Below are 25,394 nucleotides of genomic sequence, written 5' to 3'. Positions count from 1 at the left end.
GCCGCTCGGTCGTGGGCTCACTCCTTACGCCCGGACAGCTGCTCCTTCAGCGCAGCGAGCTTCGCGAACGGCGAGTTCGGATCGACCGGACGATCGCGCTCGCGCGGGGTGGCGCTCGATGCGTAGGGACGCAGCGACGGTCCGCCCTGGCGGTCGCGGCCCTTGTCGCGGTCGCGGCCACGGTTATCGCGGCCCTTGTCGCGATCGCCGCCGAACTTGCCCTTGTTGCGGTCCTTGTTGTCGCGGTCCTTGTTGCCGCCATTTTTGCCCTCGAAGCGGCGGTTCTTGTCGTCGCGGCCCTCGGGACGCGGCGCAGCTTCGGCGCTACCTTCTCGCGGCTTGCGGAAGTCCCTGCCACCATCTCGACGATGACCGCCGCCATGGCGATGGCGCTCACCGCGCTTCTCGCCGTCGGCGGCAGGCTGGGCTTCGCCTTCGGCAGGCGCAGCGCCGGCATCAGCGCCCGCCTGTGGACGCGGCTGGTGATGACGCTGGTTGCGATGGCGCTCGTGGCGCGGCTTGCGATCATCGTGACGGCCCGCGGGACGCCAGACCTCGATGAGCTCGGGCTCGGCGGGCGTCGCCGCGGCTTCCACGGGCGCTGCCGCATCGGCCGACGCAGCGGCTTCAGTTGCAGCGGTCTCTGCAGGCGCGGTTTCGGCAGGTGCGGTTTCGACTGCTTCAGCGGGGGCAACAGGCTCTTCCGCAGGTGGCGCGATGCCGGGAGCGTCTTCCGGCGTGACGGAAGCTTCGAGCGCCGGCTCGTCATGCGCGGGCTCGTCGTGCTGCTCCATCCCGGGCGCGTCTTCGACGGTCACAGGCTCGGCAGCGGCTTCGATCGCGGCATCCGCAGGGGTTGCGGCGTCCTCGACCGGCGTTTCGGTTGCGGGCGTCTCTTCGCTGGAGGCTTCAGCAACAGGCGCGTCAGCAATAGGCGTCTCGACAACAGCCGCGGCGGGCTTCGCCGGCAGCGGCGGGCGCTTGTCCATGCGATAGCCGAGCGCACGCAGCACGGAGGCAAAGTCTTCGCCGGCGGAGCCGGTGAGCGAGGTCATCGCCTGCGTCACCACAAAGCTGCGGCCGTCGAATGCCCCGGCGGGCTTTTCGCCAGACGCGTTCTCGCGCCAGGCCAGCGCCGGACGGATCAGATCGGCCAGGCGCTCGAGGATATCGACGCGCACGGCGCGCTCGCCGGCCTGCTTGTAGCCGAGCACGCGATAGGCATCGCGCGGCAGCTGCTTGTCGACCGGGAACGAGGTGCGGCCGGAGCTTGCCAGATGCTGCGCGCCCGACAGCGCGGAGGGATCGACATTGTCCTGCTTCAGCGCCCAGAGCAGCGCGGCCAGCGCACGCCCGGCCGGCTTGAGCAGGCCGGGGAAATAGAGGTGATAGGCGCCGAAGCGGACGCCGTATTTGCGCAAGGTCGCGCGCGAGGGCTGGTCGAGATCCTTCAGCTCGTTGGCGATCTTCGGGCGCTCCAGCACGCCGAGCGCCTCGACGAGCTGATAGGCGATGCCGCGGGCGATGCCGGTGACGTCCTCGGCCTTGCTGAGCTCGAACAGCGGCCCGAGCAGCTTTTCGATATGCGTCTTGAGCCAGAGCTCGAGCCGCGCCTGCACCTTGTCGCGGGGGGCGCCCGTGAGGCGTTCGTCGGAGATGATGCGGATGCGCGGATGCAGCGCTTCCTCTGCGGCAGACAGCCGCGCCACGGCGTCGCCGGTCCAGCGGATCATGCCTTCCGAGGTCAGCACGAACTGCTCGTCCGGTGCGTTGCCCAGTTTTTCGGCGCGCGCGTTGATCTCGCCGGCGAGCACGGCCTGCGCTGCAGCCTGCAACGCTTTCGCATCGGAGCCGGCTTCCGCCGCATCCGGTGCAAAGGTGAAGCCATCGAGGCGGCCGATGACATGGCCTTCGACGATGACTTCGCCGGTCTTGCCGATTTCCGTATTCAAGCTCGTGTTCTCCCGCAGGCGGCGCATCAATACACTGGTCCGGCGATCAACGAAACGCTCAGTCAAGCGTTCATGGAGCGCATCCGATAATTTATTTTCGACCTCGCGGGCGATCCCCTGCCAGCGTTCGGGGTCTTTCAGCCAGTCAGGGCGGTTGGCGACGAAGGTCCAGGTGCGAATCTGCGCGATCCGGGCCGACAGCGTGTCGATATCGCCGTCGACGCGGTCGGCCTGGTCGATCTGGGTCCTGAACCAGGCGTCGGGGATGCATCCCTTCCGCATCAGGAAGCCGTACAGCGTCGTCACCAGCTCGGCATGGGCGGCCGGCGACAGCTTTCGATAATCCGGGACCTGGCAGGCCTCCCACAGCCGTTCCACCGCGTCCTTGCCATGCGCGACGTCGCGCACCTCGGCGTCGCGGGCGGCATGGTCGAGCACGCGCATGTCCTCGGCAATCGGCGCACGCGTCAGCGCGTCGTGGCCGGGGGCCAGGTTCAGCGACACCTGGAGCGCGCCGAGGGAAGCGAAATCCAGCTTCGAATTGCGCCATTGCAAAACCTTCACCGGATCGAAGGTGTGGTTCTGCAGCGCATTGACGAGCTCGGGCTCGAACGGCGCGCAGCGACCGGTGGTGCCGAAGGTGCCGTTGCGGGTGGCGCGGCCGGCGCGGCCGGCGATCTGGGCGAATTCGGACGGCGTCAGCCGGCGGAACTGGTAGCCGTCGTACTTGCGGTCGGAGGCAAAGGCGACGTGGTCGACGTCGAGATTGAGGCCCATGCCGACGGCGTCGGTGGCGACGAGGTAATCGACCTCGCCGTTCTGGAACATCGCGACCTGCGCGTTGCGGGTGCGCGGCGACAGCGAGCCCAGCACCACCGCGGCGCCGCCATGCTGGCGGCGGATCAGCTCGGCGATGGCGTAGACCTCGTCGGCCGAGAAGGCGACGATGGCGGTGCGGCGCGGCTGCCGCGTGATCTTGCGATCACCCGCGAATTCCAGCTGCGACAAGCGCGGCCGCGTGATCATGGAGACGCCCGGCAGCAGCCGCTCGATGATCGGACGCATGGTCGCTGCGCCGAGCAGCAGCGTCTCGTCGCGGCCGCGGCGATTGAGGATGCGATCGGTGAAGACGTGGCCGCGTTCGAGATCAGACGCGATCTGCACCTCGTCGACGGCGAGGAACGAGACGTCGAGATCCCGCGGCATCGCCTCGACGGTCGAGACCCAATAGCGCGGCGCTTTCGGCTTGATCTTCTCCTCGCCGGTCACGAGCGCGACGGTATCGGGGCCGACCCGCGCGGCGATCTTGTTGTAGACCTCGCGCGCCAGCAGGCGCAGCGGCAGCCCGATCATGCCGGAGGGATGCGCGAGCATCCGCTCGATGGCGAGATGGGTCTTGCCGGTGTTGGTGGGACCAAGCACCGCAGTGACGCCGGCGCCGGGAAGCCGCTCGGAAGCGAAGGGGGAGGAGGAAAAAGGCATCTGGGGGATTAGGTAATGGCGATTGGGGCGAATGTCAGTGCTGTTTTGGGGCGGTGGCGCGAAGGGCTCGCCTCACACACTGCTGTCCTCGCCCGGCTCGACCGGGCGATCCAGTATTCCAGAGGCGGCGCAGATCAAACCGAGAGGGCGCGGCGTACTGGATGCCCCGGTCAAGCCGGGGCATGACGGCGGAGAATGCGGCGCTTCTCCTTGAACCCAGCGCAACTGTCTCACTTTGCGACGCTTTTCCCGTTGGCTTTAAGCTTCGGAACGAGTTGAGAACGAATCGCGGCCGAATCGCTGACTCCCCCTTGAGTCCTGTTCCGTTCACGCAAGATGTCGCGGGAGGCTTGTTGGGTCGCACTAGATGGAGTTTTGGCCTGCCGCACAAGCGACGTTGAGATGGCGGATTCGTTAAAGCTGGGGACGGCGCGGAGTCGAATCAGAATCGGGGAGGAGTCAAATGGATTCCCGGTTCTCGACCCCCTCCAAACAAAATGCGCGAAAACAACCCCATGCACAGTAGGGATGTTGTTGAAATCATTGATGTTTATTTTCACCAAAAGGGAGGTCCGTAGCCCGCATGGAGCGGAGCGCAATGCGGGGGCCGAAGCAAAGAACCCCGGATTACGCTGCGCTCCATCCGGGCTACGGCAGCGGGGCTACGGCACCCAGCCCTACTGCGTCTTCGCGACCTTGGGCGGCTGGGCGCTGGTGATGAAGGAGGTGGCTTCCAGCATGGCCGGCCCGAGCGGGGTCGGCACTTTCAGCCAGAACGGGACCAGGATGCGCGTGCCCGCGATCGGCGCGAACGCGACCTCGATGTTGCGCTGGGCGGCGAGATATTTGATCACGGGACGGTCGGGGATGTAGCCGGCGATGGGCACGAAATAGAGCGAGCAGACCACGACCTGGCCGTGATAGCCCTTCTCCGCCTTCACGTTCTCCATGCGCTTGAAATCGAGCTTGAGCTCGTAGCGCATGCGGCCGTCGAACACGGCGGCGCTGCCGTGGCAGGCGTCCGCCGACAGCACGTCGCCGGTGCCGGATACGCGCACCAGCGAGGCCGTCATCGGGTCCCAGACGCCGCGGCGATGCGCGTCGGTGACGACGATGCGGTCGGGATCGACCGGCGGCTCCGGCAGGATGGCAAAATCCTTCACATTGCCCTTGTCGAGCGTGATGCGGATCTCTTCGGTCTTCTTCGAGGTGGTGGTGGAGGCCTGATAGCCGGTCGCGACCAGCGCGCCGTTGACCACGCGGCCCTGCGAGGCGCCGGTGCCCGACCCGCCCGCGAACGATTTCAAAAGCCCCGAGGTGCCGCCGGAGGCCGCGGCCGCGAACACGTCGTCCTGGATGTCGATATTCCAGGCGCCCTTGCCGACCGGAATGCCCGCCAGCGTCGCCTCGTATTGCGCCTCGAGCTTGCCCTGTGCCGCCGCGGGCTCCGCCGCCCACGCCAAAACCAGCCCGCCAAGGGCCGCCATGACCCAGCGGCCGGCAGGGCGCGGATGGCTTGCGCGCCGCTCCGCTGAGCGCAGGCCGGGCGCAAGATGAGGCGTTGTGAGCACGAAACAATCCAATCGGGGCGCGAACGGTTGTTACTTAAGCCAAATACCGCGCCAAGCAATGCGTCCGGGCCTGTCGGCGTCCGGAACTCCACCGGACTTTTCGGGCGCGAATACGCCCTTTATGTGATGGTAAGGCGCGATAATCATTGCCGTTTTGATGATCGGGGTGGGACTGAAAAGCGCACCTCACCCCGCCACCTCCACCGCGTCATGCCCCGCGAAGGCGGGGCATCCAGTACGCCGCGGCCCCTCTGGTCAGCCGTACCGCCTCTGGAATACTGGATCGCCCGGTCCCGGCTCCGCCAAGGCTACGCCGAGGCCCACACCGGTGCTCGGCCCGCCGAAGCTTCAGCGAAGGCGGCGAGCCGGGCGATGACAGCTAGCTTGGAGCACGAAACCCGCCCCAAAACCTTGACGTCCCGCCGCTTCCCCCCTATACGTCCGCCCGCTCCCTGCAAGGACAGAGAATTTGCCCGTGGCGCCCCGAATGGCGGCCGCACATCGTTGGGAAAGATTGAGGATTTTGCCATGTCTCGCCGCTGCGAATTGACGGCCAAGGGCCCCCAGGTCGGCCACACGGTCAGCCACTCCAACATCAAGACCAAGCGCCGCTTCCTGCCGAACCTGGTCAACGTGACCTTCATCAGCGAAGCGCTGGGCCGCAACGTGCGCCTGCGCGTCTCCACCAACGCGATCAAGAGCGTCGACCACAATGGCGGCCTCGATCCCTTCCTGCTCAAGGCCAAGGCCGCCGTGCTGTCGCCCCGCGCCCTCGAGCTGAAGCGCGCCATCCAGAAGAAGGTCGGCCCGACCCCGGCGCCGGAGAAGAAGGCGAGCTAAGAATTTTCGGATTGGGCGGCCGTTTTTGTTAGTCGTCGACGTGGCGGAAGGCGGGATAGAACCGTTGGTATTTCTTGTAGTTGCTAATCGCAATCAAGGATGACGGCTCGTCATCTGCCGGCAAGAACCTGAGCGACGTAAGCAGCTTCTTTGCAGTTTTCCCGAGATTCCCATCGAGCTTGAATCGTTCTTTCGCCGAGAGGATCGGCACAGCAATGTCGTGCATATCGTTCCAGCCAGCGCTCGCGAATGCCCATCGCTTAAACAGCGCATTGGGAAATTTGTCGCGCGAGTTTCGATCGGATACGGCGCACGTGACCGTCAACATGCGCTGTCCATCGGCGTAAGAAGTATTCAGTACGGGGACGAAATCGAGGTTTGGCACTTGCACCGTCGCTTTTAGCGTGACCATTTCGATGCATTGGCACAGCACCAAAGGCAAATCGTCGTCTCCAATTTTGGTAATGCTAGTAGGCATCACGTCTCCAAGCTGATCACGCAGGTAATTGGCCCGAAAAGCTTCTCTAGTGGCGCTGCCACCTGCAGGCCCTTGCTTAAGATTGCGCACATCAGCATTCCGTACACACCGATCGTCGGAAGCCCTTTGTCTTTGTCGACTTTCGGCCGACCCAGCAGAAAAGCGTCCTTGATTGCGCCCTTCGGAATTCCCCCGCAGTTGTCCGATATGTCGAAGGACTTTGCAGAAATACTGAGCCGCGTCTCAAATCCCTTATACGCGTCCGGCTTTTTCGCTTTGCTTTTGAGTTGGCGAGTGGCGCCGTCGATCGAGTTGTCTACTAGATCAAGGATTGCATCTTTTAGCTCAATGTCTCGAGTCAGCATTGAAACGAAAAACCGCTTCGTTGGGCCGCCCCAAATCGTCTGGCCCTCTTCTTCAGCCATTAGCGTTAGTCCCCACTGATTAAATACGCCGCATCGGTTGGCGATGTTCGGCCAACCATATGACCATCATGAACGGGCATCGCAATTCGGTGGATGATCCCCATTCCCGTTCGACGGCGGTTGACAAATCCGCTATCTACCCTTTGGGGATCATCGTATTGGGAATTGATTTGTGCAAGGGCAACCTCAGATTGTTGACCTTTTTTGTGGATGCGGGGGGTTCTCTTTAGGTGCACACAGAGCCGGGCTTTCGCCTAAAGTAGCATTCGATAACGATCCTATTCTCACGTCATCCTACGGAACGAACTTCCCGACTACCCAGCTTGAGCTAGCAACGGTGCGCAGGGTCGGAGGCTCTGATATCCGCCGACTGCTCGGCGGCTCTCCCGACGGGATAATAGGCGGCCCTCCATGCCAAGGGTTTAGCGACATCGGCCATCGAAAATCCACCGATCCACGCAGGCACCTAGTTCGACATTTTTTCCGGATTGTTTCGGAAACGAGGCCGGGCTTCTTTGTGATGGAGAACGTTCGAGGCTTGGGGTATGGCGGCGCTCGGACGCTCTTGGAGCAGAGCCTCGAATTGGTTCCTGCAAGGTACAAGATACTCGGCCCGTTAATACTGGATGCCGCGGACTATGGAGCGGCGACTCTCCGAGCGCGATTGTTCATTATTGGATACGACCCGGAGCGCTGCGATCCTATAAGCGAGGAAGACCTCTCCTCTAGGATCCGAGCTTCTTCGACGGTGCGTGCAGCCATCGGCGATCTGTCCGACGCTACACTCGTTGGTGAAGAGGACGGCTTTGATGTGTGGAAAATTTCCCGGCCAGGTCGGGCAAGTGTCTATTCCCTCGGTCTAAGGAGCAAAGACAAGACGTTCACGGGTCACCGAGTGACAATCCATACTCCGGAAGTGAAGAAGAGATTTCACAAGTTGAAGCCCGGTGAAATTGATTCCGTCGGAAGGCATCCGCGCCTCTCTTGGGAAGGCCAATGCCCCAATCTTCGCGCCGGCACGGGCAAGGACAAGGGCTCTTATCAAGCGGTTCGTCCAATTCATCCAGAAGAGGATCGCGTTATTACCGTTCGAGAGGCAGCCCGACTGCAGGGGTTCCCAGACTCATTCAGATTTCATCCTACCGTGTGGCACAGCTTTCGAATGATCGGAAACAGCGTTTCGCCTATCATCGCTCAAGCAATTCTTTCACTGATCGCGGAGCGCATGGGTGCTGCGCAACAGGTACAAATGGCGGCGGAGTGACGATGCTTGGTTGATCGACTAACGAAAACGAGACGATCGTGGTTGATGTCGAGGGTTCGGAGCAAGAACACCGGACCTGAGATTCGTGTGAGAAGCTTAGCACATAGGCTCGGCCTGCGTTTTAGACTTCATCGGGACGATCTGCCTGGCAAGCCGGACCTCGTTTTCCCCCGTTTGAAGTTGGCCCTTTTTGTCCACGGTTGCTATTGGCATAGACATCCCGGCTGTTCCAAAGCGTCGGCTCCAGCCTCTCCCTTCTGGGCCGCAAAGTTCAGATCGAATGTCGCGCGAGATAAGCGTGTGCAAGCGGAGATACGATCCTTAGGTTGGAAGGTCGTCACTATTTGGGAATGCGAAACAAAGCAGCCACTGACCCTCGAAAGACTCATCAGAAGGCATGTTCTGAAACGCAAGCTTGCCCACGACAACAAAGAGGTGTCCAGCTCTCGGCGCGCAGTCCGCGTAAGACGGGCAGGACGCAGCGGTGGCTAGAGCAGGGCGAGCCGCCCCTCTCCCTACCCCCGAAAATCAATGCTCCGCAGCACGATCCCCGGCGGGGTGCCTTCGAACTCCGTCGCCTGATATTTGCGTCCGGTGCAGGCTTCGATGCGTTCGCGCAGGCGCGTGAACTGCTCTTCCCGCTCGCTCGGCCTGGCGCGCGGGCCGCGCTCGAGGTCGTCCATGGCGGAGGTCGAGATCGCGCAGGCGATCTCCTTCGCGCCATCCTGCATCGAGAACTGGACGATGCCGCGGTCCTGGTCGTGGGCGATGAAGCGGCTGCTGGTGAGCGTCATGGGGTACTCCTTTTGCGGCCGCGCGTCGCGCCGGCCTTTTGCGCAATTGCGCACGGGGGGCGCCGGTCGGCGTTGTCGAAGCAGGCTGTGGCACGAGGGTGCACAACAAGTCGCTTCGGTGGTTATGGGTCCTGGCCCCGTGCGCAATAGCGCACTCGGCCAGGACGACGCCTGAGTTGGCTCGCCTTCAGCCGTCGCCGTTGAGCCTTGCGAAATCGTCGAACAGGGCGGCCACCAGCGCGCGGTGGCGGGTGTCCTCGGTGGGCAGGCTCGCGGCATAGAGGTTGAGCAGATGGCGGGCCTTCACGGCGGCCTCCGGCCAGGACGTGGCAGGCACCGACATCATGCGGTTTTCAAGCTCGGCCTCGCGCTCGCGCAGCTCCCTGACCTGGGCCTCGACATCGGCCAGCGCGCGGCGCAGATCGGTTGCCTTCTGGGCGGCCATGCCGCGGTGGCTGTCGAGATCGACCGGGATGTCAGTCATGTCAGGCACTCGCGTCGATACGTTGGGCATCCGCCAGGTCGACCGAGCCGATCGACAGCATCTCCGTCGCACCGCGCACGCCTTCGGAGGGCACCGTGATCATGGTGGCGACGCGGCGATAGGATGCGAACGACAGGCCCTCGATCATCTCCTCGTCGGTGACGACCTCATAGGCGCCGGCCGGCAACTGGCGCTCGAGGCCGCGGATGTGGAATGGATGCTTGAAGGTGATGGTTTCTCGCCGCGAGCGGATGGTCATGCGCGCCTGCCTTTCGCAAAGAAGGGGCCCCAACCGACACCAGCTGGTCACGACCATGCGCTTGTTACCCGGCAATAGCCAGCATTATGTCAGCGTGGGCCGGGACTTACGGCGCAAGCGCGGTGCTCGTGCGCGGCGTTTTAGTCCTCGCAATCGGCAGGACGCGGGCGTACGCTCGACCACGTCAGCGCAGCTCACGCAATTGCCGCGCGTCGATGTTGCGCTGCATCTTTCGCGCCTCGTGTGCGCAGCGGCGATCTTCATTGGTTCGGGCGGGTGCATCTCACAGCCCCGCCCAGCGACCATTGCAGCGCCGATCTCGCACGCGGACGAACTCGAAACCCAGGAGGAGACGACGTCATGGCCAAGGGACAGCAACGCAGCAACCGCGAGACCAAGAAGCCGAAAAAGGACAAGATCAAGACCAGCGCCGCAGCGCCAAGCCGCAAGGACGCGGCCTGGCAGCCGGAGATCGGCCAGAAGAAGAAGTAGCCGGCGGGCGCCTTCCCTTCTCCCCTTGCGGGAGAAGGTGGCATAGGCGGCCTTCGGCCGCCGTTCTTGAAAACGCCGATGCTTCGCATCGGCTATGGCGCCGGATGAGGGGTCTGTCTCCGGGAGTTCTGACGCGAGAGATTCGCACGCGGAGAGAGACCCCTCACCCGTCTCGCCGCTTCGCGGCGATCCACCCTCTCCCGCAAGGGGAGAGGAGAAGAAGCGTCATCTCCCTCTCCCCGCCCTTTTCCGCTATACTCGCCCGGGTAGCATCAGCGGGAGGGGCATCCTGTGGATCACGAGCGCAACGCCGAGCACACATCCGAGCCGAAGAACCTTGTCATCTGCTGTGACGGCACCGGCAACGAGATTTCCGAAAACATCTCCAACGTCCTGAAGCTCTATCGCTGCCTGCGCAAGACCGACAAGACGCGGCCGCGGCAGATGGTGTTCTACGATCCCGGGGTCGGCACGGTGACGGAGCCGTCGACGTGGCACCGCTGGAAAGCCAACGTCAATCTGGTGCTGGGGCTCGCCACTGGCTACGGGCTCGATGACAACACGCTGTCGGCCTATTGCTTCCTGGTCGAGCATTACGCGCCGGGCGACAGGATCTACCTGTTCGGTTTTTCGCGCGGTGCCTACACGGTTCGCGTGCTGGCGGGGCTGATCCACAAGATCGGCCTGATCTCGCCGGAGCAGGCCAACCTCGCAGGCAGTGGCCTCGTCGCCTACAAGCAATATTCCGGCACCGGGCGCGGCAACGATGTCAGCGACCTCATCGATGAGGGTTTTGACGACAGCGGGCCGCTGCCGAAAAACAAGTTCGATCTCGCCGCGCAGTTCGCACGCATCACCTCGTCGCGCTGGCCGACCATCCACTTCATCGGCGTCTGGGACACGGTGGCGAGCGTGATCGTGCCGCGCGCCGACCGGGGCTATTTGCCGAGCTTCGAGGAGCTCGCCTTCACGCTGCGCAATCCCAGCGTCAACATCTTCCGCCAGGCGATCGCCATCGACGAGCGGCGCTGCATGTTCCGCCTCAAGCAGTATGAGGAGCCGCAGGAGTACTGGCGCAACCGCTTCGTGCCCGACGACAAGAAGGAGCCGCAGGACATTTTGCAGGTGTGGTTCGCCGGCGTGCATTGCGACGTCGGTGGCGGCTATCCGGAAGTCGAGAGCGGCGAGTCCAAATATCCGCTGCTCTGGATGATCGAGGAGGCGACCAAGGCGGGGCTGAACTTCAACCCGCGCACGGTGAACCAGCTCGCCTGGGGCATCCAGCGCAAGAACTCGCCGTTCCAATACGTGCCGCCGGCTTACACCGGCAAGACCGGCGAGCTGCATGATTCGATGACGGCGCCCTGGCGCGTGCTGGAATATCTGCCGAAGAGCGCCAAGTACCGGGAATGGCCGGCGCGGAAGGTGTTTCTCGGGTTCTACATCCCCGATTGCGAACCGCGCCTGATCCCCGAAGGCGCGCATGTGCATGAGAGCGTGTTGAAGCGGATGGCGGTGGAGCCGGACTATCGGCCGGTGAATTTGCCGAAGGAGTATGTGACGGTGCCGATGCCGCTGCCGCCGGGTGTGGGCATGGTGGCGGAGTCGGGGGAGATCGTGGTGGGGTGAGGGCCTTCCCTTCTCCCCCTGTGGGAGAAGGTGGCATAGGCGGTCTTCGGCCGCCGTTCTTGAAAACGCCGATGCTTCGCATCGGCTATGGCGCCGGATGAGGGGTTGTCGCCGCGAACGCGAAAGCTTCGTATGCCGTGCGAGACCCCTCACCCGTCTCGCCACTTCGTGGCGATCCACCCTCTCCCACAAGGGGAGAGGGGGAAGCCTTCCCACCCCGCTACCGCCGCTTTCTCCATTCGCCGATACTTTTCATTAAAATTCTCCGCCCCGCCTTAGCCGGATCGAATCAACTCCTGGGCATCATCTCCTGACCACCCGCGCCATCCGCGGAAATTGGAGGAGAGTGCCAATGCATCCGCGACGACATGCCCGCGTCAAACCCGCGGGCCTGGTGTCCCGCCAGGCCAAGATCATCACCGACCCGCGCGCGCCGGTGATCCCCTGCACGCTGATCGACTATTCGCCCGGAGGTGCCTGCGTCGATCTCGGCGGCCAGGTGAAGATTCCCGATCGCTTCGAGCTGCTGCATGTGAACACGAAAAAACGCTGCCGCGTGGCGTGGAAGCGCGGCACGAAGGTGGGAGTGGTGTTTTGACTCCTTCCAGCTGCTGAACAAGGCCGCGCTCCACACTCCGCTCGGCTCCCTCCCCCCTTGTGGGGGAGGGTTGGGGAGAGGGGTGGCCCAGCAAAAGGTGTTAGTTACGTGCGAAGCGATGGCAACAGAGTGTCGCTTCATTCGACAGAGCACGCCGTGTGGCTACCCCTCTCCCTAGCCCTCCCCCACAAGGGGGAGGGAACGCAGTGTACTTGCGGCGCGATCTCTCCCAACACAACAAATTCACGGTTTCCGCATCCGCGCCTTTGCGCCCGCGACGATCTGCATCGCGACGCCGGCGATCCAGCCGAACAAGGCGAACCAGCTCCAGGCGATGTGCGGATCGAGGCGGAGCACGATGATGGCGACGGAGGCGAGCGCGGTGAGCGTGGCGCAGAGCGTGCCGGCGGCGCTCAACAGTTCCGCGGCGTCGATGTCGCCGTGGGCCTCGTCGAACGGCAATTGCGGCGTGTCGATGCCGAGATAGAAGCCGACGAAGCCCAGCACCATCATCAGCAGCAGGAACCCCTCGGTGGTGAGCGCGGGGATCGCCGATCCCACATAAGCGCCGACAAACAGCCCGCACGCCGCGCCCGCCATCGCAAGGCCCACGCGCTCGATGACGTGGGCAGCTTTTCGAACACGAAATCGCATGGCGGGCCTCCGCGAGGCGTTGGACGCACGCGAGGTTAGGCCAGATTTGGGTGGGGTGGAAGCTGAGAGGGTTTACGGATGCGTGAGGCGGAACGGCACGGGACCAAAAGGTACGCGGAGCAACGACCTTGGCGTGTGTCGCATGGCTGCCTCCCCATCCTCATGGCGAGCGCAGCGAAGCAATCCAGGATCTTTCCGCGGACACAGCCTGGATTGCTTCGTCGCAAGGGCTCCTCGCAATGACGAGTTTGCGGCGCGGTCCTCGCGCCAGACTCGCCTCTCTCACCGCGCCCCGAACGTGGTCTTGCCGAACAGCGCCTTCTGGGTCGAGGGCTGCGAGCGCCAGTATTGCGGCGGGGCTTCGACCTCGCCGCCGAGTTCGGCTGCGGCGTGCCAGGCCCAGCGCGGGTCGTAGAGCAAGCCGCGGGCGAGCGCGACCATGTCGGCCTTGCCGGATGCGACGATCTCTTCGGCCTGCTTCGGCTCGGTGATCAGGCCGACGGCGATGGTGGGCAAACCGGTCTCGCGCTTGATGGCCTCTGCAAACTGCACCTGATAGCCGGGGCCGAGTGCGATCTTCTGCAGCGGCGAGACGCCGCCGGAGGAGGCATCGATCCAGTCGACGCCGCGCGCCTTCAGCGCGTTTGCGAATGCGATGGTCTGCGCCAGGTCCCAGCCGCCCTCGACCCAGTCGGTCGACGACACCCGCATGCCGACCGGCTTGTCGTGCGGGAATACGGCGCGGACCGCGTCGTAGACCTCCAGCGGGAAGCGCATGCGGTTCTCGAGCGAGCCGCCATATTCGTCGGTGCGCCTGTTCGAGATCGGCGACAGGAATTGATGCAGGAGATAGCCGTGCGCGCCGTGCAGCTCGACCGCGTCAATGCCGATGCGATCGGCGCGCTTGGCGGCATCGACGAAGGCCTCGCGGATGCGCTTGAGGCCGGCGGCATCGAGCGCCAGCGGCGCGGCCTCGCCCTCCTTGTGCGGCAGCGCCGACGGCGCCACGGTCTGCCAGCCGCCCGCGTCCTGCGGAATCAGCTGGCCGCCGTCCCAGGGCCGCGCGCTGCTGGCTTTGCGGCCGGCATGCGCGAGCTGCATTGCGACGGCGGTCGAGGAATGTTTCCGCACCGAGGTGAGGATCTGCTTCAGCGCGGCCTCGGCGGCATCGCTGTAGAGCCCGAGGCAGCCCGGCGTGATGCGGCCGATCGCCTCGACATGGGTCGCCTCGATGCAGAACATCGCGGCGCCGGACAGGCTGAGATTGTTGATGTGGGTGAAGTGCCAGTCGGTGGGGACGCCGTCCTCGGCCGAATATTGGCACATCGGCGACACCACGATGCGGTTCTTCAAAGTCAGGCCGCGCAGCTTGATCGGGGAAAACAGGGCGCTCATGCGGGGGAGTTCCGGGATGGGGGGCAGGGAGATGGAGAGAGTGTAGTGGGCGATGCGCCGATTGCCAGCCGCGCGGGGGGCATGGCGGCTCGCGGGGGATGCATTGCGGCCGCGCCGCCCTACTCCACCAGCGCGAACTGCAGCAGCAGGGTGCGCTGGAGCATCGAGAAATTGTCGTCCGACACCAATGTCAGCACGGTCTCGCCGTCAGCCGTGACGTGGGCGTCGATGCCTTCCATGTTGTCGATCTCGTGGCCGAGATCGGCCTTGAACAGCACGGGGCCGTCGACCAATGCGCCCGGCGCGATCGATTTCAGGGGGATCGCGCGGATGCGGATATCGACGCCGGTGAACCAGGAGAATTTGCGTTCGAGGATCAGGAGATCGCCCGAGGGCAGCAGCACCGCGTCGCTGATGAGCTGCTGGTCGGTGCGGCGAATGCTGAACTGGCCGGGTGTGGGGCCGCCGAGCAAAAATCCGATCAGATTGCCGTCGGCATCGAAGCCGCCCTCCGACAGCGCGATCAAGGTGCCCGCGAGCGGCTGCCCCTTTGGAACGAACACCAGCGCCTCGAGCCCCTTGTTGTAGGGCAGTTTGCGCACCGCCGGCGGGGTCGGCAGCACCTCGCCGCGCGCGCGTGTGCCGCCCTTCGCAAAATCGAACCGCATGATCTGGTTGACGCGCTCGAGCCCGACATAGACGAGGTCGCCGTCACGCGCGAGCGACTCGGTGTCGTACCACAGCCGCTTCTCCGTGATCGGCCGCCCCTCCGCATTGAGCACCGGCGCGGCCTCGACGTCGCCGAGGCCGGTCATGATCCGCCCGGAATAACGGATGCGACCGGTGAACCAGGTGCCCTGGTCGGAGATCGCGAGGAAGCGCTCGCCTTTGCTGTCGAGAAAGCGGAAGCCGGACAGGCCGCCGAAGCCGCGATGCGGCGAGGTCAGCACCAGGCCGCCGCGATAGTCCAGCGAACCGAACCGCGTGCGCGCGCGGTCGCGCGGCTCGAAATTCGGGATCGGCCGCGCGTTGACCTCGATGCCAACGGGCGCGGCGACGGCGTGCTCGATGAGCGCCGGCTTCGGCGCCGGCTGTGCCTGCGCCAGGCGAGACAGTGCGAGAGTGGAAAATCCCGCCGCCGCGTGGCCGATAAAGCTGCGGCGGGACCGATGGTTGCTCACGAATGCAGTTTGCGTCGCGGGCGGTTGGCCGGCTGCGTGGGCGCGGTGTTGGTCTCGCTGAACAGTTCGGCGAGTTTTTCGGTGATGGCGCCGCCGAGCTCTTCGGCGTCCACGATCGTCACCGCGCGGCGATAATAGCGCGTCACGTCATGGCCGATGCCGATCGCGATCAGCTCGACCGGCGAGCGGGTCTCGATCTCCTCGATGATGTGGCGCAGGTGCCGCTCGAGATAGTTGCCGGGATTGACCGACAGCGTGGAATCGTCGACCGGCGCGCCGTCCGAGATCATCATCAGGATCTTGCGCTGTTCGGGCCGGCCGAGCAGGCGCTTGTGCGCCCAGTCGAGCGCCTCGCCGTCGATGTTCTCCTTCAACAGCCCTTCGCGCATCATCAGGCCGAGGTTTTTCCGCGCACGACGCCAGGGGGCGTCCGCCGACTTGTAGATGATGTGGCGGAGATCGTTGAGGCGGCCGGGGCTGGCCGGCTTGCCGGCGGCAAGCCACGCCTCGCGCGATTGCCCGCCCTTCCAGGCGCGCGTGGTGAAGCCGAGAATCTCGACCTTGACGCCGCAACGCTCCAGCGTGCGGGCGAGGATGTCGGCGCAGGTCGCCGCGACCGTGATCGGCCGCCCGCGCATCGAGCCGGAATTGTCGAGCAGCAGCGTCACCACGGTATCGCGGAACGTCGCCTCCTTCTCGTGCATGAAGGACAGCGGGTGATAGGGATCGGTCACCACGCGCGACAGCCGCGCGGGGTCGAGAATGCCCTCTTCGAGATCGAATTCCCAGGCGCGGTTCTGCTGCGCCATCAAGCGCCTCTGCAGCCGGTTGGCGAGACGGGCGACGATGCCCTGCAGATGCGCGAGCTGCTTGTCGAGATAGGCGCGCAGCCGCTCCAGCTCGTCATGGTCGCAGAGGTCTTCGGCGGCGATGACCTCGTCGAACTTCGGCGCGAAGGCGTGATATTCCGGCCCGCGCGGCTCGTTCTTGCCGTGCGAATTCGGCCGCGTCGCCTCGCCCGGCGTCTCGTCGTCGCCGAGCTCGCCGTCGTCGAAGGTGTCGGAGGTCGAGGCCTGCGCGCTTTCCATCGCGCTCTCGCTCATCTCCTCGCTCGACGCCTGGGCCTGATCGGCGCTCATCTCCTGCGCGGCGTCGGAATCGGGCGAGCCCTCGGCGCCGGACTGATCGTTGTCGCCGTCCTGGTTCTCGTCGTTCTCGTCATTGTCTTCGCTGTCGGCGCTGCGCTCGTCGCCGATCTCGAGCGCCGTCAGCAGATCATGCACGGCATCGCCGAACCTGGTCTGGTCCTCGACCACGGTATCGAGCCGGTCGAGCCGCCTGCCGATCTTGTCTTCGAGAATAGGGCGCCAGAGATCGACCATCTTCTTGGCGGCCGTCGGCGGCGCCATGCCGGTCAGGCGCTCGCGCACCAGCATCGCCAGCGCGTCGGCGAGCGGCGCGTCGGCGCGATCGGTGATCTCGTCGAACTTGCCGCGATGGAAATGGTCGTCGAGCATCGCGGTGAGGTTTTTCGCAACGCCCGCCATGCGCCGCGCGCCGATCGCCTCGACACGGGCCTGCTCCACCGCCTCGAACACGCCGCGCGCCTGCGGATTGCCCGGCATCAGCTTGCGATGCACCTTCGGATCGTGACAGGCGAGCTTGAGCGCGATGGAATCGGCGTGGCCGCGCACGATGGCGGCATCACGCCTGGTCATCTTTCGCGCGGGCTCGGGCAGCCGCGCCTTGCCCGGCGCGAGCCCGGGACGCTCGGCGGCGAAGCTGACGTCGAGCTCGGGCGCCTTGGCGATCGCCTTCAGGCAGGAGGCCACCGAGCGCTTGAACGGCTCGGTCGGGGCTTCCTTGGTGTTGCGGAATTTGGAGTTGGAGGTGGTGCTCATCTCGCCCTTACCCGTCGTCCCCGCGAAGGCCGGGACCCATAACCGCCGGCAATCATTGCGTCAGGAGAAATTAGCAGCGTCGCTTCACCGAGAGACCTCGCGGTATGGGTCCCGGCCCCCGTGCGCAATTGCGCACTCGGCCGGGACGACACACCGAGAGCGATCAGCTGAGCGCCACGTTCACCGACGATTCCGGCAGCTCCGCGTTGAAGCAGCGCTGGTAGAACTCGGCGACGAGGGGACGTTCGAGCTCGTCGCATTTGTTGAGGAAGGTGACCCGGAACGCAAAGCCGATGTCGCTGAAGATGTCGGCGTTCTCCGCCCAGGTGATCACCGTGCGCGGGCTCATCACCGTCGACAGATCGCCATTGGCGAAGGCGTTGCGGGTGAGGTCGGCGAGGCGAACCATCTTGTTGACGATGTCGCGGCCCTCCGTGGTGCGATAGTGCTTGGCCTTGGCCAGCACGATCTCCACTTCCTCGTCATGGCTGAGATAGTTCAACGTGGTGACGATCGACCAGCGGTCCATCTGACCCTGGTTGATCTGCTGGGTGCCGTGATAGAGGCCCGAGGTGTCGCCGAGGCCGACGGTGTTGGCGGTCGAGAACATGCGGAATGCCGGATGCGGCTTGATCACCTTGTTCTGGTCGAGCAGCGTCAGCCGGCCGGAGACTTCCAGCACGCGCTGGATCACGAACATCACGTCCGGGCGGCCGGCGTCGTATTCGTCGAACACCAGCGCGACGTTATGCTGGAGCGCCCAGGGCAGGATGCCGTCGCGGAATTCGGTGACCTGCTTGCCGTCGCGGACCACGATCGAGTCCTTGCCGACGAGGTCGATACGGCTGATGTGGCTGTCGAGGTTGACGCGCACGCAGGGCCAGTTCAGTCGCGCAGCGACCTGCTCGATATGGGTGGATTTGCCGGTGCCGTGATAGCCCGTGACCATGACGCGGCGGTTGTGGGCGAAGCCGGCGAGAATGGCGAGCGTGGTGGCGCGGTCGAAGCGGTAATCGGAATCGACTTCGGGGACGTGAGGATCGACTTCGGAATAGGCGGGGACTTCGAGATCGCTGTCGATCCCGAACACCTGGCGCACCGACACCTTCATGTCGGGCAAACCGGAAACTTCCTCAACTTTGGACATCGCGGCGGTCGTCATCAATCCTCCGAGGTCCCGGGCGATCCCGAGACCAGTTATTGCACGTTGGCTGCGGCTGGGTGCTGTTGCGAACCTATCAGAGACAACGGGCGGGCAGAAGCCCGCCCCCCGATCAAAGTTCCGTTGTCTTTTCATTTAGATAGGCAAGGAACGCGATTTTTGGAAGGCTGCCCTGCGAATCACGCCTGAATTTCGTGCCGAAGGCACCGTCCTGCCGACGCGGGTGGCACTTTTACCGCCGCTCGTTACTTATGTAGGGTCTGGATATAGGGTCCGAACCCCAAGGCCCAATCCCACCGCAGAGACGATGTGACGTCCTTTCTCGATCCCCTCATTTCATTCGTCTCGGCCCATGCGTGGCTGGCCTATCTGACCCTGTTTCTGGCGGCCCTGCTCGAGGCGGTTCCGGTGGTGGGGTCGGTCATCCCCGGCTCGACGATCATCTTGGCGCTGAGCGCCCTGGTCCCGGGCGGCGAGCTCAAGCTGCAATGGGTGTTGCTGGCGGCGGCGCTCGGCGCAGTGCTCGGCGATGGTTCGGCCTACTGGATCGGACACCGGCAACAACGGGAGATCCTCAACACCTGGCCGCTGACCAATTATCCGCGTGTGGTCGAACAGAGCGAGAATTTCTTCCACCGCTTCGGCACCTGGGCGGTGTTCTTCGCCCGCTTCGTGCCGCCGATCCGTGCCTTCGTCCCGGTCACGGCGGGCGCGCTCGGCATGCCCCCGGCCCGCTTCTACGCCATCAACATCCCGGCGATCCTGGTCTGGGCGCCGGCGCATGTGCTGCCGGGCGTTTTGGCGGTGTCGGCCCTGCACGAATATGCCGGGCTGCCGCACCATGGGCATCCGTATAAGCATATGTGGATTTTGACCGTGGTCGGCGTGGCAATCGTCGTAGGCCTGGCGGTTTGGATCTATCGCCGCCGGAACGGCGGCGGCGTGGCGGTGGCGAAGCCGCGAGGGTGATAGCGTCGAGCGGCGCACTGCGGTTTGGGGACTTCGCAACGTGGCGGCCCTTGCCTCCAAGCCGTAACGCGTTACATTGTAACGCGTTACATGGGATCGTTTCCAATGACTGCACCCGCTGAAAGAATGAAAATGATGCGCCAGCGGAGGCGGCTGCGGGGCTTGCGCGAACTGCGCCTGGTCGTAGCTGATGCTCGCTCGCGGTCAGTTCGACGACGGGTGGCGAAGCAAGTTGCCAGCCTCGACCCCGATCGCGAGCGCAACGCGCTGCAGTGGATCGAGTCGGTCTCCGAGTTTGATGCAGATGCAACGCGGTGACGTCGTGACGGTCGCTGCAACGGGCGACTATGGCAGACCCTGCCCGGCGGTCATCGTGCAGAGCGACGCTTTCCCTGAAACTCATGCCTCCGTCGTGATCTGCCAGTTGACTTCCGAACTGGCGCACGCCCCGGATTTTCGGGTGACTATCGAGCCAACCCGCGAAAATGGATTACGACTGAGATCGCAGGCGATGGCCGACAAGCCGATCACCGTGAGACGCGAACGGATCGGACAGAAGATCGGGCGCCTCGGCAGCCAGGATATGGCGCGGATCGGGATTGCTTTGGCGTTCGTGTTAGGGCTTGCGGATTGATCAGGTACCCGAGCACGGGCTTCCGCCAGGACGACCGCAGCAGCGATCCTAGCTAGCAGCGCCTCCCCTCCGCCCCGGTGCCGGCCCGACATACCTCGCCCGTGGCCTGATCAGCTTGCCGAACTGCAACTGCTCGCTCGCATGTGCGATCCAGCCGACGCTGCGGGCCATCGCGAACAGGGCGAGCTCGCTGCCGCCAGGCAGGCGCATCGCGTGCACGAGCACCGCGAGCGCGTAGTCGATATTGACGAGTTCGCCGGTCGCCTCCGCGATCCGCTCGGGCACCTCCTTGGTGAATTTACGCGGTGCGCCTGCGCGAGAGAGCGCGTTGAGCAGCGATTGCGCGCGCCGATCGCCCCGCTTGTAGACGCCGTGACCGAAGCCGGCAAAGCGTTCGCCGAGCGCGACACGCTCGCGGACCATTGGCTCGACGTCACGATCGACCAGCGCCTTGACGAGCTGCGAGGCGAGCACGCCGGCACCGCCGTGCTTCGGTCCCTTCAGCGCGGCGAGGCCGGCGATGACGGAATCATAAAGATTAAGACCGGTCGAGGCTGCGCAACGCGCGGTGAAGGTGGACGCGTTCAACTCATGCTCGGCGAGCAGAACCAGCGCGCGGCGTATGAGATCGGCCGCGTGCTTGTTGTCGGGAGCCCAGGCACTGGCGATCTGCTGGTGCAGCGGCTCGGCGGACGGCTCCGTATTGAGCATGGTCGCGACCAGGAGCCGGACGATGCCGCACCGACCATCGCACGTCCATCATGCGCGCGGGTGAAGGCGCGGGGATCGGCGCTCGATGCGAGCGCCAGCACGGCAATGGCGCGATCGATCGGCGCGGCGCGCCGCGCGGCCTGCGCGATCAGGCGCATCTCATCGGACACCGCGGGAAAATTGTCCGGCGCAAAGGGATCGACGCCGGAGACGTCCCACAGAAGCGTCGCCGTGTGCTCCAGCGTGTCGTTCTCCGCGAGATCGACGCAATTGACGCCGCGATAGATCGCGCCCTCCTCGGTGATGGTGGAGATCTCCGTGTCCATGACCGGCAGATCGGCATCGAAGCTGCGCAGGCCGCGCGGCTCCGGCGACGGCACCCGACGCTCCTTCAGCGCCCGGACGTCCTCGGCGCGATAGCGGTTCTTGCGCGAGTCGGGCGTGGGCTCGGAGCGGACCAGGCCGCGGCTGACATAGGCGTAGAGCGTGGCCGGCGAGATCGCGAGCTCGGCGGCGGCTTCCCGGGCGGAGAGGTAGAGACCTTCCGAATTTTTCATATTGATTAATGTAATCAAGATTGATCAATCTGTCGAGAGGCCTGATCTTTGGCTGGTGCAAAGGAGATTTGGGCCATGAACATCCACCTCACCAAGAGCCAGATCGGGCTGGACGGCGTTCCCGCGGCCGAAACCGTGCTGAGCCATGTCGACGGCGAGCGCGGCGAGTTGATCATCGCCGGCGAGCATGTTGGCCGACTGGCGAGCCAGTCGAGCTTTGAGGGCGTCACCGCCCGGCTCTGGAACGGCGCCAGCACGACCACGCTGAGCGAAGCCGATGTGCGCGCGAGCCTGGGCGCCGCACGCGAGCGCGCCTTCGCGCGGCTGGATGAGCTGCTGCCGGCAACGCGCGGCATGGGCATCATCGACGGATTTCGCGCGGCGGTCGCGGGAGTTCGCGCCGAGCACGGGCTCGCCCATGAGGCGACGATCGTCGGCGCATTCCCGGTGATTGCGGGCGCGCTCGTCCGCCGGGCTAGGGGTCTCGATCCCGTGGCGCCCGATCCGAACGTGAGCCAGGCTGCCGATACGCTTCGCATGCTGCACGGGCGCGCGCCCGAACCACGCGAGGTCAGGGCGCTGGACGCCTATCTCGTCACCGCCAGCGACCACGGCATGAACGCCTCGACCTTCACCGCGCGCGTGGTGGCCTCAACGCACGCAGATCTGTTTGCCGCCGTCACCGCCGGCTATTGCGCGCTGACGGGTCCGCTGCATGGCGGCGCGCCGGAGCCGGTGCTGGAAATGCTCGACGCGATCGGCTCGCGCGAGCGCATCCAGCCCTGGGTGGACGCGGCACTCGCCCGCGGCGAGCGAATGATGGGCTTCGGCCACCGCGTCTATCGCGTGCGCGATCCCCGCGCCGACGTGCTCAAGACCGCGATCGAGGCGCTGGCCTCGGACGGCGCCGACCTGCCGTTTGCCGGCGAGGTCGAGGCCTATATCCGCGCAGCCTTGCGCAAGAAGAATCCGGACCGGCCGCTGGAGACCAATGTGGAGTTCTTCACCGCGATCCTGCTCGATGCGCTGGCGATTCCGAGGCAGGCCTTCACGCCGATCTTCGCCGTGGCGCGCGCAGCCGGCTGGACGGCGCATGCGCGGGAGCAGCAGCGGACCGGGCGGCTGATCCGGCCGAGCTCGTCATATGTGGGCGCGATGCCGAAGGCGTAGGGAATGCGTAGCCCGGAGCGCGTGCTTCCCCTCTCCCCTTGCGGGAGAGGGTGGCTCGCCGCAAAGCGGCGAGACGGGTGAGGGATTGTCTCGACACCCTCATATCTTGCAGTTGAATTCGCCGAGAGAAACCCCTCATCCGGCGCTTCGCGCCACCTTCTCCGGCAAGGGGAGAAGGGAAGAAAGCGCGCGCGAAGCCTACGCCTCGCGCACCACGGTCTTCAGATAATTATACGCCTTGATGATTTCGATCAGGCGATCCTCGGTGGAGCGGTCGCCACCGTTGGCATCGGGGTGGTGCTGCTTCACCAGCGCCTTGTACTTGGACTTGACGTCGGCGAGCGTGGACTCGGGGCCGAGGCCCATCACCTGAAGCGCCTTGCGCTCGGCGTTCATGATCTTGCGCGTCTCGGCCTTGGGCGCGGCCTGCGGGCCGGCGCGCCAGCCGGTGCGGCCGTTCAGCTCCTGGAACATGCTGAACGGATCGAAGGCGCCGTCGATCTCGGCCTCGGCGCCCTTCTTGACGCCGCCATTGGCGCCCATCTTCCAGGTCGGACGATGACCGGTCAGCGCATCTTTCTGATAGCGCGCGACAGCGTCGGCATTCATGCCGGAGAAAAAATTGTAGTTCTGGTTGTACTCGCGCACGTGGTTCAGGCAGAAGTGCCAGTACTCACGCTGATTGTCGCGACCCTTGGGCGCACGATGCGCGCCCTTGTTCTGACACCCGGTCCATTCGCAATTGACCACGGCGTCGCGCGGCTTCACCTCCGGCTGCTTGCCTTTCGGCTTGATCCGGATGGAGTCGAAGAACTTTGATGAATCGATCGGCATGGCTGACTTTGACTACGCAATGCAAAAACCTTCAAGTCTTGACATTGCAATTAGCTGAAAAGCATAGCCGAAACTATGCTGAGGCGTCCTTGAACGGCCGCTAGAGGCGGCCTATGCAATACGGAGAGCGATCTCGCACCGTAATGACCCAGATGGCCATCAGAGACACTATCAGCAACAAGTTGCAGGAAGCTTTCACGCCGGAAAGCCTGCAAGTCGTCGACGAGTCACATTTGCATGAGGGCCACGCCGGCCATCGGCCGAGCGGCGAGACGCACTTTCGGGTTTATATTGTGTCTTCCGCCTTCAAAGGGAAGAGCCGGGTCGATCGCCACCGCATGATAAATTCGGCGCTGGCCGCGGAACTCTCCGGCAGCGTGCACGCGCTGGCGATCCACGCGCAAGCGCCGGGAGAAGGCGGCAGCTAGCTCGCCGATGCGGCTGTCATGCCCGCAAAGGCGGGCATCCAGTACTCCGAGGCGGCGCGGCTAGAATCGAGCCGCTGCGGCTTACTGGATCGTCCGCCCCAGTGCGCAAGCGCGCACAAGGCGGACGATGACAGCTACCGCTTCAAAACGACGTCCCCGCCCGCCGCCGCTTGGCTTCCTCCATTTCCGTCTCGCGCGGCACCGGTGAGATACGGAGCGCGGTGATGCGGTTGCGTTCGCGGCGGAGGACGCGGAAGCGGAAGCCGTGAAAGGTGAAACTCTGGCCGCGGTCGGGGATCGAGCGCGCCTCGTGAATGACGAGGCCGGCGACCGTCGTTGCCTCTTCGTCGGGCAGGTGCCAGTCCATGGCGCGGTTGAGATCGCGGATCGGGACCGAGCCGTCGACGACGACCGAGCCGTCCGGCTGGGCGCGCACGCCCGCGACCACGACGTCGTGCTCGTCGGAGATGTCGCCGACGATCTCTTCCAGAATGTCTTCCAGCGTCACGAGACCTTCAACTTCGCCGTACTCGTCGACGACCAGGGCGAAATGAGTCTTGCGGCGGCGGAACGCCTTGAGCTGCTCGGAGACGGGCCGCATTTCCGGCACGAACCAGGGCGGCAGCGCGATGGTGGAGACGTCGATGCGCGCGGTGTCGCCGTCGGACGCGCGGATCGCGCGCAGCAGATCCTTGGCGTGGAGCACGCCGATGATGTTTTCCGGCTTCTCCCGCCACAACGGGATGCGGGTGTATTCGGCCGCCAGCACCTCGCGCACCAGATCCTCCGGCGGCAGGTCGGCGTTGATCATCGTCATCTCGGTGCGATGGATCATGACGTCGGAGACCTGGAGCTCGCGCAGATCGAGCAGCCCGCCGAGCATGTCGCGGTCGTGCTTCTCGAACTTGCCTTCATGATGCAGCAGGTCGACCGCGCCGCGGAGGCGCTCGGTCGGCGACAGGATCGCCTGGTGCTCGCCGGCAAGGCCAAACAGGCGCATCAACAGCCGCACGATGACTTCCACGATCCGCAGCAGCGGCCCCAGCACGTACATTGTCAGCCGCATCGGGCGCGCGACCGCGAGCGCCATGCGGTCGGGCGCGTTGATCGCGATGGTCTTGGGCAGCACCTCGGCGAAGATCACGACCAGTGCGGTCATCAAGCCGGTGGCATAGAGCACGCCGACGTCGCCGAACCAGGCGGTGAAGATGCTGGTGGCCAGGGCGGATGCACTGATATTGGCGATGTTGTTGCCGAGCAGCAGGGCGCCGATCAGGCGCTCGCGCATGTCGAGCAGCTGCGAAACCACGTCGGCGTCGCGATTACCCTGCTTGGAGAGCCGCAGCATGCTGGCGCGCGAGGCGCCCGTCAGTGCGGTCTCGCTCGCGGCGAAGAAGCCGGAGACCAGCAGGCAGAGAATGACGATGGTGAATCCGAGCCAATCCATGAACCACTCTGGTTTCTTGTTTTGACGCGTTTCTTACGCGAACCGGTACCCACTTCGCGCGAAAACGCTGTAGCGCCGTTCAG

The 25,394-nt window shown here is 64.8% G+C and carries 25 protein-coding genes and 1 pseudogene; 11 read left to right on the top strand and 15 right to left on the bottom strand.

Annotated features, from left to right (window positions below):
• Nucleotides 1-17: 17 nt before the first annotated feature.
• Both IVB54_RS02375 and IVB54_RS02370 read right to left on the bottom strand, forming a co-directional pair.
• The gene (locus IVB54_RS02375) at nt 18-3,434 is read right to left on the bottom strand and encodes a helicase-related protein (protein WP_247777057.1); all 3,417 of its coding nucleotides are present in this window, start codon (nt 3,432-3,434) and stop codon (nt 18-20) included.
• A 677-nt stretch (nt 3,435-4,111) separates the two neighbouring features.
• The gene (locus IVB54_RS02370; RefSeq protein ID WP_085384094.1) at nt 4,112-4,921 is read right to left on the bottom strand and encodes a DUF3108 domain-containing protein; all 810 of its coding nucleotides are present in this window, start codon (nt 4,919-4,921) and stop codon (nt 4,112-4,114) included.
• A gap of 612 nt (nt 4,922-5,533) precedes the next feature.
• Here IVB54_RS02370 and rpmB point away from each other — a divergent pair.
• Nucleotides 5,534-5,845 carry a 50S ribosomal protein L28 gene (rpmB, locus tag IVB54_RS02365; RefSeq protein ID WP_026232426.1) on the top strand — a complete coding sequence of 104 codons (312 nt, stop codon included), beginning with the start codon at nt 5,534-5,536 and terminating at the stop codon, nt 5,843-5,845.
• Nucleotides 5,846-5,873: 28 nt separating this feature from the next.
• Here the strand turns inward: rpmB and IVB54_RS02360 are convergent, their stop codons facing one another.
• Nucleotides 5,874-6,323, bottom strand: coding sequence for an O-methyltransferase (locus IVB54_RS02360; protein ID WP_247360821.1), 450 nt, complete (start codon nt 6,321-6,323; stop codon nt 5,874-5,876).
• Nucleotides 6,323-6,748, bottom strand: coding sequence for an ATP-binding protein (locus IVB54_RS02355; protein ID WP_247360819.1), 426 nt, complete (start codon nt 6,746-6,748; stop codon nt 6,323-6,325). The genes IVB54_RS02360 and IVB54_RS02355 overlap by 1 nt, the downstream gene beginning before the upstream one ends.
• A gap of 172 nt (nt 6,749-6,920) precedes the next feature.
• Between IVB54_RS02355 and IVB54_RS02350 the strand changes: the two genes are divergently transcribed.
• Nucleotides 6,921-8,012, top strand: coding sequence for a DNA cytosine methyltransferase (locus IVB54_RS02350; protein ID WP_247360818.1), 1,092 nt, complete (start codon nt 6,921-6,923; stop codon nt 8,010-8,012).
• A 6-nt stretch (nt 8,013-8,018) separates the two neighbouring features.
• Nucleotides 8,019-8,504 (top strand): very short patch repair endonuclease, encoded by a 486-nt coding sequence (locus IVB54_RS02345; RefSeq protein ID WP_247360815.1) that lies wholly within the window; start codon nt 8,019-8,021, stop codon nt 8,502-8,504.
• Between the two features lie 23 nt (nt 8,505-8,527).
• Here IVB54_RS02345 and IVB54_RS02340 read toward each other — a convergent pair whose 3' ends face one another.
• The 3 genes from IVB54_RS02340 to IVB54_RS02330 form a co-directional block, all read right to left on the bottom strand.
• Nucleotides 8,528-8,806, bottom strand: a complete 279-nt coding sequence (locus tag IVB54_RS02340) for a DUF1488 family protein (protein WP_018452941.1) — start codon at nt 8,804-8,806, stop codon at nt 8,528-8,530.
• Nucleotides 8,807-8,993: 187 nt separating this feature from the next.
• Complete coding sequence (locus IVB54_RS02335) at nt 8,994-9,290, bottom strand: hypothetical protein (protein WP_018452940.1); 297 nt, start codon at nt 9,288-9,290, stop codon at nt 8,994-8,996.
• A gap of 1 nt (nt 9,291) precedes the next feature.
• Complete coding sequence (locus IVB54_RS02330) at nt 9,292-9,549, bottom strand: hypothetical protein (protein ID WP_018452939.1); 258 nt, start codon at nt 9,547-9,549, stop codon at nt 9,292-9,294.
• Nucleotides 9,550-9,909: 360 nt separating this feature from the next.
• On the opposite strand from IVB54_RS02330, the gene IVB54_RS41415 reads away from it, so the two are divergent.
• The 3 genes from IVB54_RS41415 to IVB54_RS02320 all read left to right on the top strand — a co-directional run bounded on the left by IVB54_RS41415 (nt 9,910) and on the right by IVB54_RS02320 (nt 12,268).
• Nucleotides 9,910-10,041, top strand: a complete 132-nt coding sequence (locus tag IVB54_RS41415; protein WP_007599247.1) for a hypothetical protein — start codon at nt 9,910-9,912, stop codon at nt 10,039-10,041.
• 291 nt (nt 10,042-10,332) lie between these two features.
• Entirely contained in the window at nt 10,333-11,670 is a 1,338-nt protein-coding gene (locus IVB54_RS02325; protein WP_018452938.1) for a DUF2235 domain-containing protein, read from the top strand.
• Between the two features lie 352 nt (nt 11,671-12,022).
• Nucleotides 12,023-12,268: a PilZ domain-containing protein gene (locus tag IVB54_RS02320; RefSeq protein WP_007599245.1), complete on the top strand. Its 246-nt coding sequence runs from the start codon at nt 12,023-12,025 to the stop codon at nt 12,266-12,268.
• A gap of 243 nt (nt 12,269-12,511) precedes the next feature.
• Here IVB54_RS02320 and IVB54_RS02315 read toward each other — a convergent pair whose 3' ends face one another.
• The 5 genes from IVB54_RS02315 to cobS all read right to left on the bottom strand — a co-directional run bounded on the left by IVB54_RS02315 (nt 12,512) and on the right by cobS (nt 18,561).
• The gene (locus IVB54_RS02315; protein WP_026232425.1) at nt 12,512-12,922 is read right to left on the bottom strand and encodes a hypothetical protein; all 411 of its coding nucleotides are present in this window, start codon (nt 12,920-12,922) and stop codon (nt 12,512-12,514) included.
• Nucleotides 12,923-13,204: 282 nt separating this feature from the next.
• Entirely contained in the window at nt 13,205-14,317 is a 1,113-nt protein-coding gene (locus IVB54_RS02310; RefSeq protein ID WP_018452936.1) for an NADH:flavin oxidoreductase/NADH oxidase, read from the bottom strand.
• Between the two features lie 119 nt (nt 14,318-14,436).
• On the bottom strand, nt 14,437-15,498 hold the full coding sequence (locus IVB54_RS02305) for an esterase-like activity of phytase family protein (protein WP_018452935.1): 1,062 nt from the start codon (nt 15,496-15,498) through the stop codon (nt 14,437-14,439).
• Nucleotides 15,495-17,399 (bottom strand): cobaltochelatase subunit CobT, encoded by a 1,905-nt coding sequence (gene cobT, locus IVB54_RS02300; protein ID WP_018452934.1) that lies wholly within the window; start codon nt 17,397-17,399, stop codon nt 15,495-15,497. Before cobT ends, IVB54_RS02305 begins: the two co-directional genes overlap by 4 nt.
• 163 nt (nt 17,400-17,562) lie before the next feature.
• The gene (cobS, locus tag IVB54_RS02295) at nt 17,563-18,561 is read right to left on the bottom strand and encodes a cobaltochelatase subunit CobS (RefSeq protein ID WP_018452933.1); all 999 of its coding nucleotides are present in this window, start codon (nt 18,559-18,561) and stop codon (nt 17,563-17,565) included.
• A gap of 309 nt (nt 18,562-18,870) precedes the next feature.
• Here cobS and IVB54_RS02290 point away from each other — a divergent pair, with 309 nt between their 5' ends.
• From IVB54_RS02290 to IVB54_RS02280, 3 genes are all read left to right on the top strand, one after another.
• Nucleotides 18,871-19,530 carry a DedA family protein gene (locus tag IVB54_RS02290; protein ID WP_018452932.1) on the top strand — a complete coding sequence of 220 codons (660 nt, stop codon included), beginning with the start codon at nt 18,871-18,873 and terminating at the stop codon, nt 19,528-19,530.
• 105 nt (nt 19,531-19,635) lie between these two features.
• Nucleotides 19,636-19,848, top strand: a complete 213-nt coding sequence (locus IVB54_RS02285) for an antitoxin MazE-like protein (protein WP_143273843.1) — start codon at nt 19,636-19,638, stop codon at nt 19,846-19,848.
• Nucleotides 19,829-20,164, top strand: coding sequence for a type II toxin-antitoxin system PemK/MazF family toxin (locus IVB54_RS02280; RefSeq protein ID WP_085351645.1), 336 nt, complete (start codon nt 19,829-19,831; stop codon nt 20,162-20,164). Before IVB54_RS02285 ends, IVB54_RS02280 begins: the two co-directional genes overlap by 20 nt.
• Before the next feature lie 48 nt (nt 20,165-20,212).
• On the opposite strand, the pseudogene IVB54_RS02275 reads toward IVB54_RS02280, so the two are convergent.
• A pseudogene (locus IVB54_RS02275) lies at nt 20,213-21,432 on the bottom strand (citrate synthase family protein).
• A gap of 75 nt (nt 21,433-21,507) precedes the next feature.
• Between IVB54_RS02275 and IVB54_RS02270 the strand changes: the two are divergent.
• Nucleotides 21,508-22,602, top strand: coding sequence for a citrate synthase/methylcitrate synthase (locus tag IVB54_RS02270; RefSeq protein WP_018452928.1), 1,095 nt, complete (start codon nt 21,508-21,510; stop codon nt 22,600-22,602).
• 198 nt (nt 22,603-22,800) lie between these two features.
• Here the strand turns inward: IVB54_RS02270 and IVB54_RS02265 are convergent, their stop codons facing one another.
• On the bottom strand, nt 22,801-23,436 hold the full coding sequence (locus IVB54_RS02265; protein WP_027515160.1) for a DnaJ domain-containing protein: 636 nt from the start codon (nt 23,434-23,436) through the stop codon (nt 22,801-22,803).
• Nucleotides 23,437-23,588: 152 nt separating this feature from the next.
• Between IVB54_RS02265 and IVB54_RS02260 the strand changes: the two genes are divergently transcribed.
• Nucleotides 23,589-23,864 carry a BolA family protein gene (locus tag IVB54_RS02260; protein ID WP_026232423.1) on the top strand — a complete coding sequence of 92 codons (276 nt, stop codon included), beginning with the start codon at nt 23,589-23,591 and terminating at the stop codon, nt 23,862-23,864.
• 142 nt (nt 23,865-24,006) lie between these two features.
• Here IVB54_RS02260 and IVB54_RS02255 read toward each other — a convergent pair whose 3' ends face one another.
• Nucleotides 24,007-25,311: an HlyC/CorC family transporter gene (locus IVB54_RS02255; RefSeq protein WP_247360809.1), complete on the bottom strand. Its 1,305-nt coding sequence runs from the start codon at nt 25,309-25,311 to the stop codon at nt 24,007-24,009.
• Nucleotides 25,312-25,394 lie beyond the last annotated feature (83 nt).

Source organism: Bradyrhizobium sp. CW1 (assembly GCF_023100665.1).
GTDB classification, from domain to species: domain Bacteria; phylum Pseudomonadota; class Alphaproteobacteria; order Rhizobiales; family Xanthobacteraceae; genus Bradyrhizobium; species Bradyrhizobium canariense_D.
The sequence above is the reverse complement of the archived record's forward strand: the minus strand, read 5'-3'. Positions and strand labels throughout refer to the sequence as shown.

Excerpts from the sequence above, each read along its gene's own strand:
- IVB54_RS02375 (WP_247777057.1), bottom strand. The coding sequence starts at position 3,434 with ATGCCTTTTTCCTCCTCCCCCTTCGCTTCCGAGCGGCTTCCCGGCGCC.
- IVB54_RS02370 (WP_085384094.1), bottom strand. The coding sequence starts at position 4,921 with ATGGCGGCCCTTGGCGGGCTGGTTTTGGCGTGGGCGGCGGAGCCCGCG.
- rpmB (WP_026232426.1), top strand. The coding sequence starts at position 5,534 with ATGTCTCGCCGCTGCGAATTGACGGCCAAGGGCCCCCAGGTCGGCCAC.
- IVB54_RS02360 (WP_247360821.1), bottom strand. The coding sequence starts at position 6,323 with ATGCCTACTAGCATTACCAAAATTGGAGACGACGATTTGCCTTTGGTG.
- IVB54_RS02355 (WP_247360819.1), bottom strand. The coding sequence starts at position 6,748 with ATGGCTGAAGAAGAGGGCCAGACGATTTGGGGCGGCCCAACGAAGCGG.
- IVB54_RS02340 (WP_018452941.1), bottom strand. The coding sequence starts at position 8,806 with ATGACGCTCACCAGCAGCCGCTTCATCGCCCACGACCAGGACCGCGGC.
- IVB54_RS02335 (WP_018452940.1), bottom strand. The coding sequence starts at position 9,290 with ATGACTGACATCCCGGTCGATCTCGACAGCCACCGCGGCATGGCCGCC.
- IVB54_RS02330 (WP_018452939.1), bottom strand. The coding sequence starts at position 9,549 with ATGACCATCCGCTCGCGGCGAGAAACCATCACCTTCAAGCATCCATTC.
- IVB54_RS41415 (WP_007599247.1), top strand. The coding sequence starts at position 9,910 with ATGGCCAAGGGACAGCAACGCAGCAACCGCGAGACCAAGAAGCCGAAA.
- IVB54_RS02320 (WP_007599245.1), top strand. The coding sequence starts at position 12,023 with ATGCATCCGCGACGACATGCCCGCGTCAAACCCGCGGGCCTGGTGTCC.
- IVB54_RS02315 (WP_026232425.1), bottom strand. The coding sequence starts at position 12,922 with ATGCGATTTCGTGTTCGAAAAGCTGCCCACGTCATCGAGCGCGTGGGC.
- IVB54_RS02310 (WP_018452936.1), bottom strand. The coding sequence starts at position 14,317 with ATGAGCGCCCTGTTTTCCCCGATCAAGCTGCGCGGCCTGACTTTGAAG.
- cobT (WP_018452934.1), bottom strand. The coding sequence starts at position 17,399 with ATGAGCACCACCTCCAACTCCAAATTCCGCAACACCAAGGAAGCCCCG.
- cobS (WP_018452933.1), bottom strand. The coding sequence starts at position 18,561 with ATGACGACCGCCGCGATGTCCAAAGTTGAGGAAGTTTCCGGTTTGCCC.
- IVB54_RS02285 (WP_143273843.1), top strand. The coding sequence starts at position 19,636 with ATGACTGCACCCGCTGAAAGAATGAAAATGATGCGCCAGCGGAGGCGG.
- IVB54_RS02280 (WP_085351645.1), top strand. The coding sequence starts at position 19,829 with ATGCAGATGCAACGCGGTGACGTCGTGACGGTCGCTGCAACGGGCGAC.
- IVB54_RS02270 (WP_018452928.1), top strand. The coding sequence starts at position 21,508 with ATGAACATCCACCTCACCAAGAGCCAGATCGGGCTGGACGGCGTTCCC.
- IVB54_RS02265 (WP_027515160.1), bottom strand. The coding sequence starts at position 23,436 with ATGCCGATCGATTCATCAAAGTTCTTCGACTCCATCCGGATCAAGCCG.
- IVB54_RS02260 (WP_026232423.1), top strand. The coding sequence starts at position 23,589 with ATGGCCATCAGAGACACTATCAGCAACAAGTTGCAGGAAGCTTTCACG.
- IVB54_RS02255 (WP_247360809.1), bottom strand. The coding sequence starts at position 25,311 with ATGGATTGGCTCGGATTCACCATCGTCATTCTCTGCCTGCTGGTCTCC.